The organism is Rheinheimera sp. MM224 (assembly GCF_947090785.1).
Taxonomy (GTDB): domain Bacteria; phylum Pseudomonadota; class Gammaproteobacteria; order Enterobacterales; family Alteromonadaceae; genus Pararheinheimera.
Genome location: NZ_OX352320.1, coordinates 1,851,875 through 1,865,949, shown reverse-complemented (window position 1 = coordinate 1,865,949; position 14,075 = coordinate 1,851,875). Strand labels below are relative to the sequence as shown.

Genomic DNA, 14,075 nt, shown 5'->3' with positions numbered 1-14,075 from the left:
CCCTTTGTTATTTTCAGTCGTATCCCAGATAGAACCTTCTGCAGTTATTGATACCACTCAGTCCAGTCTTTCGTCAGCCAATAGACTTGCAAACTTGCGGTTTCTGCCGCCAGCTTTGAGAACAAATCATAGTTCGATAAATTCACCGTCAATAAGCAATTCCAGCCACAATTCACCGGCCTGAAGGTCGCACTGGAGGCGGCATAGACCTGTGCATTGAGCTGATGCATTTGCGCTAATTTTTTCACTCGAAGCGCATGGTAATCGCTGCTGATAAACAGATAATTTTTGGTTTTATCCAGCTTTTGATCCAAAGAGGCAAACTCGTGATAAGTGGTTGGACCGCCATCAAAACACTGGATAGCCGCATATTCGGTTTTTTGCTTTAGTAAGGTTTCATAAGGCGCGCAGTGCAACGTAGTCATATAAACATTCACTGGCCGCTGCTGCGCATTAATCATCAGAGCCAACTGATTAATTCGGTTACTGGCGCAATCCGGCAAGCTGTGTTCATTGCCACCACAACCTAATAGCACATAGTCACCGCTAAAATTAACAGGCAGCTCCGCTGTACTGATTTGCGTGTTGTACCAGTCCCGCACCTGATTGGCGACTAATGTATTGCCGCTTAAATAAAACCAAATCAGCAACAGCCATAAGCCTTTACGGCGATAATACAGACAGGCGAAAAAAAACAACCAGAGGAATATATTCTGCGGGTATAAAAAGGGTTCTAAAAAATCTTTCACTGCATAATCCTTGTGACTAGTGTGAGCAGTTCATTGCTGCAAGATACCACAGAGTCACTAAGCAGCCATTCAGCTAACACTGTTATTTTATTAAAAATTTTCTTCAACAGCAGCTATCTGTCATCTAAGCTTTCTGGCGTGCTGTGATAAGATGTCTACAAAGAAAGAGCCAACAAGGTTAATGGAGTTCGTTATGTTTAAAACGGTATCAGTGATTGGTTTAGGGTATATCGGCTTGCCAACGGCAGCCATGTTGGCATCACGCAAGCTGCGTGTGATTGGTATAGACGTGAATCAACACGCTGTAGACACCATCAATCAGGGTAAAATTCATATTGTAGAACCTGAACTGGACATGTTGGTGCATGCCGCAGTGACAGGTGGCTACTTATCAGCTCAAACCAGCCCTGTGGCTGCTGATGCTTTTATGATTGCTGTACCTACGCCATTTTTTGATGATCTGTCACCTGATTTAACTTATGTTGAAGCTGCGGTGAAATCTATTGCACCAGTTCTGGCCAAAGGTAATCTGGTCGTGCTGGAATCGACCAGCCCTGTAGGTACCACAGAAAAAATTTGTCAGTGGATCAGTGAAGCACGCCCTGATTTAACAGTACCGACAGATTCTTCCCAGCCAGATATTCATGTCGCTTATTGCCCTGAGCGTGTGTTACCTGGCCGCGTAGTCTATGAGCTGATTGCTAATGACCGTATTGTGGGTGGTTTAACTCCTGCCTGTTCTGAAAAAGCCAAAGCACTGTATCAAACCTTCGTTACAGGCGAATGTTTAATCTCTGACGCCCGCACCGCTGAAATGTCGAAACTGACTGAGAACGCCTTCCGTGACGTCAATATCGCTTTTGCCAACGAGTTATCCTTAATCTGTGACGAGTTGAATATTAACGTCTGGGAACTGATTAAAATGGCGAACCGCCACCCTCGCGTAAATATTCTGACGCCAGGTGCAGGTGTCGGTGGTCATTGTATTGCCGTTGACCCATGGTTTATTGTGCACTCAGCACCAGAGCAAGCCAAACTCATTCGTACAGCACGTGAAGTTAATGACTTTAAACCTCAATGGGTGCTGCAAAAAGTATTATCCACCGTCGCTAACCATGCATTGCATAAGCCTTCTATTGCCTGTTTTGGTTTAGCCTTTAAACCGGATATCGACGATTTACGTGAAAGCCCTGCGCTGCACATAGTCAACGATTTAGCCGCTGCGTATCAGGGCAAAATCTATGCAGTTGAGCCGAACGTGGAAAAAACCAATAAGCTCGCTTCCAACATTGAATTGGTGTCTGTTGAACAAGGTTTAAAAGCCGACATTATTGTGATTCTGGTGAACCACAAAGGTTTTGGTGATTTGGACTTCAGTAAACACAGCTTGATCAACGTGGTTGGCCCACTACGCTCAGCACACTAAGATAAAGCCTTGTTAAATTAACACCAGGCCGGTTCATCAAAACCGGCCTTTTTATGGCTTCACAAGTCCAGAGCTAGCCAATACCTGTTGCTGCACTTCTGCATAAGCACTTTCCAACCTGGATTTAGTCTCTTCATCTACCCAATGAAACATAGCGGTTTTGTAGTCGCTTTCTTGCCATAACCCTTCCAGCACCTTATTAATCTGAGCAATAACTTGCTGTCCTTGCGGGCTTTTGTTGCAGGTAATGTAGGACACTACGTAAGGAGAGGCATCCGAAACCACCAGACTCTGAAGCTGCTGGCCTTGTTCCTGTTGTTGATTTTGCTTCAGGTAAAACGCCATCCGCTCGGGGTATTCCACGACATAATCCACCCGCTTAGATAACAGCAAAGCGGCGGCATTAATTTGACTGGTAAACTCTTGTGGAATAAAGTTGGCATGCTGCGCAGCATCCATCACTGAGGACGGATAAAAGCGATTCGGCTGATACACTCCGGTCAGTTTTTTGTCCTGCGCCAGCTGACGTACATCAACGCTGCCATTCGTCTGCACGGCTTGGTGCTGTTTCAGATCGGAATATTGCCTGAAATGCACTGCTAAACCCGGAAGTACGGCAACAGCTTTCGAATACCAACGCGTTTTGGCTCTTTCTTCAGTAAAAAGCGAACCAAAGCTACACACGCCCTGACTGTTTTGCAAAAATGCTTGTTCCAGTCTCTGCAGGTTAACGACTTTTATCTGGTGCGTCAGATGCGGTAAACCTGCCACCACCAGTTTTTGCAATACATCAAAAGTCCCCTGCTCCTGATACACACCTGTAGTGATTTGATGAGGAGGCCAATCCGTTTTCAGCCAGGTGACCTCTGCAGCCATACCGTTTTGACAGCAGAAAAAACCTGTAAGCAAAACAGCTTTACGCACAGCGCCCCCTGTATGAGCTTGATCAGAACTGATGTTAACCATAGCATAAGCCTAACGACTGATTAGCACAGAAGAAATGAGCTTTTACTGTTTTTGTTGCCTTCTGATGTGCCACAGGCAAGTAACAATCAGCATGGAGGTGATCAGCAGATTACCACTTAAAAATAACCAGGCTGTCAGCTCTACTGTTAAGTCATAATTAAACCAGCAATAGGCCAAAGCAGTTAACACCACCGCCAGACTCACCAGCATGGCTTTGTAATGGTTCGCGCCTAATGAGGTCAGCAATACTTCAAAGTAGGTTTTCAGCAAGGTGATCCACAAAGTCGCCAGCACCAGATGCAACATCAACAGATGACCAGGATCCAGCGCTTCATTAAAGGAGATCTGATACAACCAGTCGCCCAGCGGCCACATCAGCAGATAAGGCAGTGACAACACAGGCAGAGTGAACAGGAACACCTTACGGAAAAACTGCAGTTTGGCACCAAGCTCCGTCAGGCGGCTTAACCGACTTAAAAACACCTGCGAAAAAATGACTGGTAATAAAGTGATCGGCATAAACAAAATAAACAGTTTTCTGAACTGACCCAGCGCCAGTAAGGTGCTGAACAACGCCAGAAAGATAAAAGGAATATTGGTCATGATAATGGCGAATACATCGTGCAGCGCAAAGTGCAACCGATGCCGGATATCCTGCCAGCCAAAGTAGCTGAAAAAATTGCGGAAATAAGGCCCCACTCCAGCTTTTAGCTCAGGCCAAAGCACATTCAGCCCCATCACCACAGGCAACAAACTCGCCACAAGCACAGCCTCGAGCATCGCATCCAGCTCTGTAATCACACCGACAAAAAGTAAAGCAACCACCACCAGCAAACTTAAGGCGCCGACAAACTGTGACTTTACTTCGACAAAAAATTGCTGGCGGCCTTTGAGGTAACAGAATATGGCCTGACTGATAGCCCAGACCAAACCAATCAACAAACTCAGCAGGTACAGATAATAAGGCACGCTGTCATTGATCCAATAATCGATACCGACCACGCCAAGACACAACAGCAAAAACACGATAAAACTCAGTACCAGGCTGTTGAACAACAAACTGATTTGCTGCTGTTTGGCTGAGTAGTGGATCAGGTAAAAACTGACACCAAAGGCTATGGTTGGAAAAAACAGGTTCGCCAGCATATAGACATAACTGAAGACACCAAAATCACTCGCCAGCAGTTGCCGCGCAACCACCAGATTTAATAACCAGCGCGAACCAAAGTTCAAGCCATGAGCCAGACTGTTATTGAGCAGCTTACGGGCAAAATCACTGCGTAACATGCACAAGCTCCGTCTCTGTTGGCTTGGCCTGTGACTGGCAACGGATCAGAGCTGCCGCATTGATAAATCCCCAGACCGGCCACAACATTCCGGAGCTAATGACATGACCCGCAATACAGGACACCATCAGCAACAACAGATTTAACAGCACTAAGGTCGCCGCCAGATCGGAGGAAAACAGCCTGCATAGCCTTAAATTCTGAGCGATAAAACCTATAAAAATCCAGCTGGAAAACATCAAACCCGCTACACCATAAAAAATATACAAATCAAAAGGATCAGACTCAGCCCAAAACTTCCACAGATGCTCCGATACCCCAATTAAACCTACACCAAACAAACGATGTGCATCGCTGTAATAAAAACTGACCACCTGCCAGATTTCGGCTGCATATTTGTCACGGGACGATAACAGCACACCTAATAAACCTTGTTGTTGATAAATATGCTGTAATTTCTCAGCAAGGCCTAGCTGACTTAACAGCAGCGGAGCCTGCCAAATGACGAGAGCGGCAGACGCTAACAGCAACAACATCGCCAGTGCCAAACGTGTCCAGTTCAGACGAATGAACCAGGGCATAAGAGGGATCAACAGCACTAAAATAAGGCTGCCTAATAACCCTGTTTTGGTTAGCATTAAGCTGGCACACCAGACAGACGTTGCAGCCACAGCCAGAAAAATCAGCTTTTGCTGCCACCAGTAGTACTGCAATAGCCAGGCAGATAACACCAGAAGCACCACTGAAAGCTCGTTGGCTGCATTAAAAAAACCTTTGCTGCCTAAATCCACTTGGGTCAGATGCTGTTGAGGCAAATAAGAGGTGTAGCCATAACCTAAGGCGCCGAGAATAAAATTCACCAGCACAATCAGGTAGTTCAGCACAAAAATCTGATGCAGGGACTTCTGCGCAAAGTCTTTGTCCAGTTGCGCCAGGCTCAGCAAATAATAAAATGCAATCAGCGGCGAAATCAGTTTCAGTATTAGCCCCAAATCTGCGGCCAAAGAGCCACCAAGTTGCAGCCAGCTGTAAAAAGCACCTGGTAATAACAACACAAAAAGTGCTGGAAAGAGTAAAAATGCCTTGCCGGTGCGAAGGCTTAATGAAACCAGCATCAACATCAGCATCAGCACTTTATACAGCGCAGACAAACCAAAGCTGCGGCCAAACTGATTTAATAAAAAACCATTACAAGCATCCACCAGCAGGTAACAGCTGCAAAGCAACAGGATCAATTTATCCAGCGCTTGTACCTGCTGGAAATAAGTCGAAAGCCGCATTAAAGCCGCCATAACATCAACAGAATAAAAGCGCAGCTAAACCCAAAAAAGGCGCCAAAAAGTAACATCAGCCATAAAGCAGGACCTTTACTTTGTTCAGGCGCTTCAGGGCTTTGTAATTGGTGCAGCGCAAAAGGTTGAGCCTGTTTTGCATAATCCAGCTCAAACTGCAGCCGGTTTTGCTGTTGTTGCACCAGCTCATTAGTCTGAAGCTGCTGCAAAGTCTGCAACTCTTGTTGTTTTTGCTGGATAAATTGTTGACGCCAACGCTGATCCCATTGCTTGATGACTAAAGCCAATTCTTTTTCAGCGCTTTTTTCCGAGTTACTGCTCCATTTCAGTGTCACCAGATTGCCACGTCTTTTGTGTTCAACACTCAATTGTTCAGCATTGGCTGAACGAGCCAGCGACTGAAAAAAATCCGGGTCTTTTAACCACAATAAGGCTCTGGAAACCGCATCTGCGGAGGCTCCGCCTACATTGGCCGGGTTTTTATCATTTGGATCATCACGCCGTGTTAAACGTTCGGTTTGCCAATCCGTTAAGGTCACCACAGCAACGGCCTGATAACGCACAGCTGTACTGAGCTGGAATATATACAAAGCTGCCGCGCCCAATACAGCAGCAGCTAATAACAACAACCAAAAACGCTTAAGCAATACAGCGCTCAGGCTGACAAAATTGGCATGGGCTAATAAATTCTGACTCATTTTTTCGAAAACAATCCTTTAATGCCTTTGCTCAACAGCTGCTGGCGGAATTTAATCGCCCACTGTAATTTTTGTTTCAGGTAATAACGGATTTTAGTTGCCCATAAGCCGTAACGACAGAAAAACAACAAACGGCCAAAAGAGAGCTGCTGCTGTTCCATCACCAGCCTGTAAAACTGCTGGTTCTGTTTATTACGCTCATTCATCAACGGCAGATGTTTTTCCACAAAATAACTTTGTGCAGCCAGACGTTTAGGTGAGGTGGTAATACGTCCCAGCTCATGCCCTACATGCACCACATAAGTCGCTTCCGCCAGACGCAAGGCTTTGCCATAGGCTGCGACCAAGCGGATCCACATGTCGTAATCCTGAAATGCAGCAAGGCCAATATCAAAACCACCCTGAGCCAGCATGCGGCTGCGCTTCACTAACACTTGATTGGATAAACAGTGCACATCCAACAGTTCGTTCAGACCCACTATGGCCGATTCCGGATACAACTGTTTGCGTATAGTGCCGTAATCCCAGAAATAGCTTGAGCAGACAAAGGCATATTGATCGTCATATGCCTGATACAACGAACTCAGACGATTGGGTAAAAACTCGTCATCATCATCAAGGCCGGTGACAAACTCACCTTTGGCTTCAGCAATCGCCAAATTGCGAGCTGCGCAAGCGCCCTGCCCCTTATCCTGTCGGAACAAACGAACACGAGGCTCATCTGCATAAACCCGGTTTAAGGTGTCCCAGGTGGTATCGGTAGACGCATCATCGACCACTAAAAGTTCGAGATGAGGGTAATCCTGCGCCAGCACGGAGCGAATCGCACGTTGCACCATATCTACCCTGTTAAACGTGGGCATATAGACGCTGATCAAAGGTAAATCGGACTGTTGCTGCACTATAGTTCTCTCTGTTTTTAATCGTTTTTATCAGAGTTTGTTGGTCAAGAATAACCAGGCATACGTCAGCAAATTTGTCTGACGACCAATACGGGACGGCTGTGACAGTAGCCGATAGGCCCACTCTAAATGTAATTTACACCACAAGGCCGGAGCCCGTTGCACATGACCTGTGAATACATCATAAGTACCACCAACGCCCATGTAATAAGCATCTGGCAATTGCTGCTGACATTTACCAATAAACAATTCCTGCTTTGGAGATCCCATAGCGACTGTCACAATACGGGCACCACTTTGAGCAATACGGCTGATCAGTTCATTTTCATCTTTAAAATAACCGTCCTGGGAGGCCACGACATTCACGCCCATAGCCGTCAGTTTTTCCACAGTTTCAGCCATCACCTGCGGTTTAGCACCTACTAAAAATACCGGTGTTTTAGTCACTGCTGCTTTAGCCATTAAGGCTTGCCATAATTCACAGCCAGGAATACGTTCCACTTTGCGGCCCAATTTACGCCGCATCACTTTAACCACGCCCATACCATCGGCATAACGGATATCGGCTTTATTCAGAATAGCCATCAGTTCCGGATTTTTACTGGCTGCAATGACTTTCTCTGGGTTCATCGCAATAGCTGAACCGGAAAAAACAGTACCGTCGTCCTGAATCACATAATTCACCAGCGCAGCCATGTTGCTGAACGCCATTACCCCAATGCCACCTACCGGTACCACTTCAGGTTGTATTGCCATGGTTGTATTTACCTTTTTCTCTATCATCGTTGTTCAGGCTTCAGAGCCTGATACAGTGTTTGTATTTTTGCAGCTACATCGTCCACCAGACAGTCTTTTGCATGCTGGTGACCCAAGTGCTGCAATGCGGTGTAGTCTGAGTCTGACAAACTTAATAGCTGCTGAATTTTTTTCAGCAACTGCTGCTGTAAAAGCTGCTCATCTGTCTGCTCAATCACCCAAAATGAATCTACCCCCAACTGCTCTGCCGAGCCATCCGTTAAGGTTGCAATCACAGGGGTGTAACATGCCATAGCTTCGGTCATCACCAAGCCAAAAGATTCATTACGTGACAAGCTTAAAAAACATTTGCTGCGCTGATAAAACGCCTTTAATTGCTCTGCAGTTTGACCAGCTTCAAGCTGTAAATTCGGATAGTCTTGGGTTAATTGTTCAAATTTGGCCTGATAAGGGCCAGTGCCAATCACACAGATTTTTTTGTCTTGTACTTGAGGCAACAGCGCTATTAATCTGTCCATGCCTTTGTTTTTATCCAATGCCCCTACATAAAGCAGATCGATATCCTTATCAGCTCTGCTTAATTGCGTTGCATCTGCATAGACCTGAGCTATACCAGCGGACAACACTACAGCTTTCGGAGCAAGGGTAAAGGCTTTGCTTTGAAGTTTTTCACTGGTAAAAATCCACTGGTCCACAGCACCACAACACCAACGATACAACGCATTAAAAGGCTGATAATGGTAAATATCACTGCCATGGCAGGTGACCACAATTTTGACCGAAGGCTTGCGCAGGTATTTGTAGACCAAAGCCAGCCAAATCGTCGGATAAAAGAAGTGCACATGAATCACATCAAAGCTTTTAAAGCTAAGAATATAAGACCAGAAAAATTGTAAAAACAGCACTGGGTATTTCAGCAAGCGGTTTACCAGACTGTCGTTATGCCAGCTCATATAGAAATAAGCCAAAGCCTGACGTTTTTTCAGCGCCAGCATCTGATTTTTAACAAACTGTCCCTGAAAAGGTGCAGAGGGCTTAGGCCCCATATTGGTGATAATCAATACTGCTTTGGTCACAGCGGGTATCCTGCATCAACAGCTGGAGTTCTGGTTTGTAAAAACCAAAAACCGCAGCGGCGCTTCAATAAATAGGGAATGCCAACGTCTTGATTCACAGCGTAAAAATAAGTCAAAACCTGACATTGCCACAACAAGTGTGACAGAAATAACAATTAGAGCATTATTTTCAAACAAAGTCGTTATTCCTTTCAATTTTATCTCTGACACGCCATAGTCAGCCCTGATTTCTTCACCTATAATCAGGCCAATTTCGTTTGAGCCAATTCGCATTATTTCAGGCCAAAAACCCGATGGAAATCACATGACAGAACATCTGCAGCTGTTTATTACCACCTTTGTCCTTACCTTAACCGCCATTTTTATTCTGATCCCGTTATCTGTCAAAGTGGGGCTGGTGGATAAACCTGCAGGCCGCAAGCAGCACACAGGTTCAGTGCCGTTAATAGGCGGTATCTCGATATTCACTGGCGTGGGTCTGACTCTGGCCTGGTTTGGCTTACCAGATAATATTCACTACTACTACTTGCTGTGCGGTGGCACTATTGTCATTCTGGGTGTATTTGATGACTTTATGGACTTAAGCGTCAAATTACGGCTTTGTGTCCAACTGCTCATAGGCTCTGCCATGGTGTACGGCCTGCAACTGCATTTGGGTAATTTAGGTAACTTATTTTCACTCGGCGATGTCACTTTAGGTTATATAGGCATTCCTGTGACCTTGATTGCCGTTATCGCCGCTATTAATGCTTTTAATATGATTGACGGCATAGACGGTCTGGCAGGCATGCTTAGTGGTGTGACCTTTGTCTCTGTCACCTTAATGATGGGCATGGGTGGCCAGCTGGAACATGCGGTCTTGCCTATGGTGCTGGTATTCGCGCTTATTCCTTATCTGCTGTTTAACCTCGACGTGGTAGGGAAAGGCAAAGGCAAAATCTTTATGGGTGATGCCGGCAGCATGCTGATTGGTTTAACCGTCATTTGGTTATTGATTATCGGCACCCAAAGCGATACAGCCAGTTTTCGCCCAGTCACCGCATTATGGGTCATCGCAGTACCCCTGATGGATATGGTAGCTATTATGCTGCGCCGTATTCGTAAAGGTCAGTCGCCCTTTTTAGCCGACCGTGAACATTTACATCATATCTTCCTGCGTCTTGGTTTAAATTCCCGTCAGGCACTGGTCGTGATCAGTACCTTCTCCTGCATGTTAGCGACAGTGGGTGTCATTGGCGAATACCTGATGGTGCCTGATTTAATTATGTTGCTGTTATTCCTGATAGTGTTCAGTGTTTATTCATACACTTTGCAGCATATTTGGCGTATTACCCGTGCTATAAAACGTTACAAAGCGAAACGACGTGGTTAAGTTTTTAGTAAAAGTCGCTAAAGCTAAAGCAGTTGCTTTATTAGGTGAGCGTTTAGTCAAGCTGGCGGCTGGTGCGTTAATCACCATTATAGTGGCACGGATGCTGGGCCCTGAAGCCACAGGTTATTACTCTATTGTCATGACCTGGAGTGCATTTTTAGCACCCTTAGCCAATTTAGGTTTAAATAATCTGGTGCAAAAGTCGGTGCAATCCGCACCAGACCTACGCACAGGCCAGCAAATCTTATTTACCGCAACCTGGCTTCGATTAATAGCAGGCTTTGTGTTCGCAGCTCTGATGTTTATTGGCTTCAGCTGGTATTTACCGTCAGAGTTTGAACCCTATCAGCTGGGTGCTGCTGTACTTTTTGTCGGCCAGCTGTTTAACGCTTTTATTTTATTTGAGTACCACCAGAATTATTTAGGCCATTTCCGTACTCTCGCTTACAGCAAGCTGGGGTTAGGTATTTTAGGACTTATCGCCAAATTAGCTGTGCTTTGGTATGGCATGGGCATTGGCGCTTTGTTTTGGATAGTAGGTCTGGAGTTTGCGGCCGTAGGTGTGTTGCAGTACCAGATTTATAAAGGCCATAACAAAAGTCCGACAAATTCGACAGAACAGCATGGTCGTCTGACACCAGCCTGGTTTAACTGGCAACATGGTAAAGAGTTGTTGCGCCGTTCCAGTTGGTTATGGGTTTCAGGTATTTTATCTGTGGTTTATCTGCGTATCGATCTGATTATGATCGAACGTCTGATTGATATTGAAGCTGCAGGTGTTTATGCCGCTGTCAGCCGTATTTCTGAACTGTGGTATGTCATACCAGCGACTTTAGCAGTGCGGTATTATCCTGAGTTGCTGAAAAGCCATCAGAGCAGTTGGTCAGGTTATCTGTTGTTGCTGCGAAAATATTGTGGTTACTTTTTTGCGATGGCGTTAAGCATCGCGGTCATTATATTTATTGTAGCGCCACCTTTAGTACCACTGATTTTTGGTGAGAAATTTAATGCAGGTATTTCAGTACTGCAAATCCATATCTGGGCTGGTGTGTTTATCTTTATCCGTTACCTGATTGGGCAGCATTTAATTATTACCGGTCAGGAGCCTTTATCTTTAGCTAGTCATGGCATAGGCGCAGTGTTGAACGTGCTGCTGAACTGGTGGCTTATTCCCATTATGGGCATTGATGGTGCAGCCTGGGCAACGCTGATTTCTTACGCCTACGCTTCATTTTTCTTTTTATTTTTTTCCGGAAGAACCCGTCGTCAGTTATGGCAACTGATGAAGGTAAAAGCCTCCGGTGTGGTGGTAGAGAAAGAGACGGTATGAAAAAACAACTCCAACAAATCAGGCAAAAGCTCGACAAGGTATTATTACCTTATGCAGCAAAAAGCCGTCTGGCGGCAACGCTGTATTATGCATTTTTTAACCCGCATTTTCGCCGTGAGCAACATGCCACAGCGGCGGGCCGTCATCACTATCACCTGCATGAAGAAAGCAGCAGCATAGCGACAGTTATTTTACGCCGGAATATTCACAGGCTGGAGAAAGGTTTAAGCATGGTGCCGCGCAAGTCTTTGTTTGCGCTGGACTATATTGACGAAACTTTAACTGCATTACAAAACCTGCTGGCCGATCATCAGGCCTTAGATTTAGTGCTGCTGAAATACTGCCACGATGTGATGGATAGCTATTTTTCTGTTACACAATGGCCTGAAGGTGCCAGTCAACCTGTTACTTTCGCCGCATTAAAAGCCCAGATCACCCCACGTTTAGAACAAAGCCGTCCTTCTGCACCAGCCCCTTACGAACAAAGACCCAGAGCTGACATCAGCTACGAGCAGTTTTTAATCTTGTGCCAACAGCGTTGTTCAGTCCGTACTTTTTTACCTCAGAGCGTACCTAAAGCCGTTCTGGAACAAGCGGTTGCCGCTGCAGCTCAGGCGCCAAGTGCCTGTAACCGTCAACCATTTCGTTATATTGCAGCGACAGAAGGCGAGATGCTGACAAAGCTGGCGAATTTACCTATGGGCACTGTGGGTTACGCCAATGGCATTCCTGCCCTGCTTGCTGTGGTCGGGGATTTAAGTGCTTATCCATTTGAGCGCGACCGCCATGTGATTTATATCGACGCCAGCTTATCCAATATGCAACTGATGCTGGCTTTGGAAACCATGGGCCTGGCCTCGTGTTCCATCAACTGGCCTGATATCGAAAACTACGAAGCCAAAATTGGCCGCTTACTGAAATTACAACCTTTCGAACGAGTCGTGATGCTGATTGCTGTGGGTTACCCTGATCCGCAGGCGTTGATCCCTCACTCCGAGAAGAAAACCGCTACGGAGTTATTAACTTATGTCTGAATCAAAAGCCTTATTAGTCGAAATCAAAGGGGTGCAGTTCCGCAATAAAGGCGCGTACCTGATGCTGCTGGCCTGTTTACAGGGTTTAAAAACCTTAAACAACACAGAGCTGGTGTTATCACCTGGCCCTAACCTGCCCTACCGTGAGCGTGCTCTATTAGGCGCATGGCAAAAAATATCGTTCCGCCGCAAAGCCCTGGATTTAACGCCATGGTTTGGCAAATTACCAGGCTCATTACGCAACCTGATGAAGCGTTACGGCATGGTGACAGAACGTGATGTTGACGTCATTTTAGAAGCCAGCGGTTTTGCCTATGGCGACCAGTGGCCTTTGAAGTTTCTGCAAAATACTGCCCGTGAAGTAAAACGTTTTAAAGAAGCAGGCAAGCCTTTTGTCTTTATGCCTCAAGCCTTTGGTCCTTTTAGCAGCGACGAAAGTAAAGCAGCGATGCGTGACATTATTCACAGCGCAGCACTGATTTATGTGCGCGACCCGGTGTCCTTCAGCCATTTACAAAGCTGTGAAGCCAATCTGCCGGATACTGTGAAGTTAACGCCTGATTTTACCGTCGGTTTAAAAGGCCACAGCACTACAGCTTTGCCTGAAATTGAAGGCAAATTTGCGGCTCTTATTCCAAACAGCAAAGTGGTGTCGAAATTTAACCACGCCAATGCTGAAGCGGAGCGCACTAACTATGTTGAAGCTTTTGCTGCTGCGGCCAATCAGCTGGTGGAATTAGGCTACGCTGTGGTACTGGTCAATCATGAAGGCAAAGAAGATCAGCTGTTGTGTCAGGAAATTGCCCGCTTAGCCCCTTGTGAAATTATTCAGATTGAAGACCCATTAGCCGTTAAAGCCTTTATCGGCCAAAGCTCTGTTGCCATCAGCTCGCGTTTCCACGGTGCTATTAATGCGTTGAGTCAGGGTGTGCCTTGTATTGCGACCAGTTGGAGCCACAAGTACCATGCGATGATGTCTGATTTTGGTATGGCGGATTATTGCCTGGAAAAACTCTCTGCGGTCAGCCTGACGCAAAAAGTCAGTCAGTTACTGGCTGAACAGGAAGAAATCGCGCCTCGTCTGGCAGAAAACGCCGCCAAACTGAAGCAGAAAAACCAAACTATGTGGCAGGGTTTATACAAAACTCTGGATAAATACTTAGGCCGTTAAGTTCATCCGAAACGAAC

The 14,075-nt window shown here is 45.9% G+C and carries 13 protein-coding genes; 5 read left to right on the top strand and 8 right to left on the bottom strand.

Annotation, left to right across the window (positions count from 1 at the left end):
• Positions 1 to 44: 44 nt before the first annotated feature.
• Complete coding sequence (locus OM978_RS08915) at positions 45 to 749, bottom strand: hypothetical protein (protein ID WP_264346498.1); 705 nt, start codon at positions 747 to 749, stop codon at positions 45 to 47.
• A gap of 193 nt (positions 750 to 942) precedes the next feature.
• Between OM978_RS08915 and wecC the strand changes: the two genes are divergently transcribed.
• Positions 943 to 2,175, top strand: coding sequence for a UDP-N-acetyl-D-mannosamine dehydrogenase (gene wecC, locus OM978_RS08910; RefSeq protein WP_264346497.1), 1,233 nt, complete (start codon positions 943 to 945; stop codon positions 2,173 to 2,175).
• Positions 2,176 to 2,226: 51 nt separating this feature from the next.
• On the opposite strand, the gene OM978_RS08905 is transcribed toward wecC, so the two are convergent.
• From OM978_RS08905 to OM978_RS08875, 7 genes are read right to left on the bottom strand one after another with little or no spacing between them, the layout of a single operon-like run.
• Entirely contained in the window at positions 2,227 to 3,141 is a 915-nt protein-coding gene (locus OM978_RS08905; RefSeq protein ID WP_264346496.1) for a hypothetical protein, read from the bottom strand.
• Positions 3,142 to 3,183: 42 nt separating this feature from the next.
• Entirely contained in the window at positions 3,184 to 4,428 is a 1,245-nt protein-coding gene (locus tag OM978_RS08900; protein ID WP_264346494.1) for a lipopolysaccharide biosynthesis protein, read from the bottom strand.
• Positions 4,415 to 5,707, bottom strand: a complete 1,293-nt coding sequence (locus tag OM978_RS08895; protein ID WP_264346492.1) for an O-antigen ligase family protein — start codon at positions 5,705 to 5,707, stop codon at positions 4,415 to 4,417. The genes OM978_RS08900 and OM978_RS08895 overlap by 14 nt, the downstream gene beginning before the upstream one ends.
• A complete protein-coding gene (locus OM978_RS08890) occupies positions 5,707 to 6,417 on the bottom strand; it encodes a hypothetical protein (RefSeq protein ID WP_264346490.1) in 711 nt (236 codons plus the stop codon). The genes OM978_RS08895 and OM978_RS08890 overlap by 1 nt, the downstream gene beginning before the upstream one ends.
• Complete coding sequence (locus OM978_RS08885) at positions 6,414 to 7,319, bottom strand: glycosyltransferase (RefSeq protein WP_264346488.1); 906 nt, start codon at positions 7,317 to 7,319, stop codon at positions 6,414 to 6,416. The genes OM978_RS08890 and OM978_RS08885 overlap by 4 nt, the downstream gene beginning before the upstream one ends.
• Positions 7,320 to 7,349: 30 nt before the next feature.
• On the bottom strand, positions 7,350 to 8,075 hold the full coding sequence (locus OM978_RS08880) for a WecB/TagA/CpsF family glycosyltransferase (RefSeq protein ID WP_264346487.1): 726 nt from the start codon (positions 8,073 to 8,075) through the stop codon (positions 7,350 to 7,352).
• 23 nt (positions 8,076 to 8,098) lie between these two features.
• Entirely contained in the window at positions 8,099 to 9,151 is a 1,053-nt protein-coding gene (locus OM978_RS08875) for a glycosyltransferase family 4 protein (RefSeq protein WP_264346486.1), read from the bottom strand.
• A 304-nt stretch (positions 9,152 to 9,455) separates the two neighbouring features.
• Here OM978_RS08875 and wecA point away from each other — a divergent pair, with 304 nt between their 5' ends.
• The 4 genes from wecA to OM978_RS08855 are packed head-to-tail and all read left to right on the top strand — an operon-like array spanning position 9,456 to position 14,058.
• Entirely contained in the window at positions 9,456 to 10,523 is a 1,068-nt protein-coding gene (gene wecA / locus OM978_RS08870) for a UDP-N-acetylglucosamine--undecaprenyl-phosphate N-acetylglucosaminephosphotransferase (protein WP_264346485.1), read from the top strand.
• Positions 10,516 to 11,853: a flippase gene (locus tag OM978_RS08865; RefSeq protein ID WP_264346484.1), complete on the top strand. Its 1,338-nt coding sequence runs from the start codon at positions 10,516 to 10,518 to the stop codon at positions 11,851 to 11,853. The genes wecA and OM978_RS08865 overlap by 8 nt, the downstream gene beginning before the upstream one ends.
• Complete coding sequence (locus OM978_RS08860; RefSeq protein ID WP_264346482.1) at positions 11,850 to 12,887, top strand: nitroreductase family protein; 1,038 nt, start codon at positions 11,850 to 11,852, stop codon at positions 12,885 to 12,887. Before OM978_RS08865 ends, OM978_RS08860 begins: the two co-directional genes overlap by 4 nt.
• Positions 12,880 to 14,058: a polysaccharide pyruvyl transferase family protein gene (locus OM978_RS08855; RefSeq protein ID WP_264346481.1), complete on the top strand. Its 1,179-nt coding sequence runs from the start codon at positions 12,880 to 12,882 to the stop codon at positions 14,056 to 14,058. The genes OM978_RS08860 and OM978_RS08855 overlap by 8 nt, the downstream gene beginning before the upstream one ends.
• The last annotated feature ends 17 nt before the right edge of the window (positions 14,059 to 14,075 follow it).

Coding starts and splice junctions, on each gene's coding strand:
- OM978_RS08905 (WP_264346496.1), bottom strand. CDS start 3,141: ATGGTTAACATCAGTTCTGATCAAGCTCATACAGGGGGCGCTGTGCGT.
- OM978_RS08855 (WP_264346481.1), top strand. CDS start 12,880: ATGTCTGAATCAAAAGCCTTATTAGTCGAAATCAAAGGGGTGCAGTTC.
- wecC (WP_264346497.1), top strand. CDS start 943: ATGTTTAAAACGGTATCAGTGATTGGTTTAGGGTATATCGGCTTGCCA.
- OM978_RS08900 (WP_264346494.1), bottom strand. CDS start 4,428: ATGTTACGCAGTGATTTTGCCCGTAAGCTGCTCAATAACAGTCTGGCT.
- OM978_RS08890 (WP_264346490.1), bottom strand. CDS start 6,417: ATGAGTCAGAATTTATTAGCCCATGCCAATTTTGTCAGCCTGAGCGCT.
- OM978_RS08895 (WP_264346492.1), bottom strand. CDS start 5,707: ATGCGGCTTTCGACTTATTTCCAGCAGGTACAAGCGCTGGATAAATTG.
- OM978_RS08860 (WP_264346482.1), top strand. CDS start 11,850: ATGAAAAAACAACTCCAACAAATCAGGCAAAAGCTCGACAAGGTATTA.
- OM978_RS08880 (WP_264346487.1), bottom strand. CDS start 8,075: ATGGCAATACAACCTGAAGTGGTACCGGTAGGTGGCATTGGGGTAATG.
- wecA (WP_264346485.1), top strand. CDS start 9,456: ATGACAGAACATCTGCAGCTGTTTATTACCACCTTTGTCCTTACCTTA.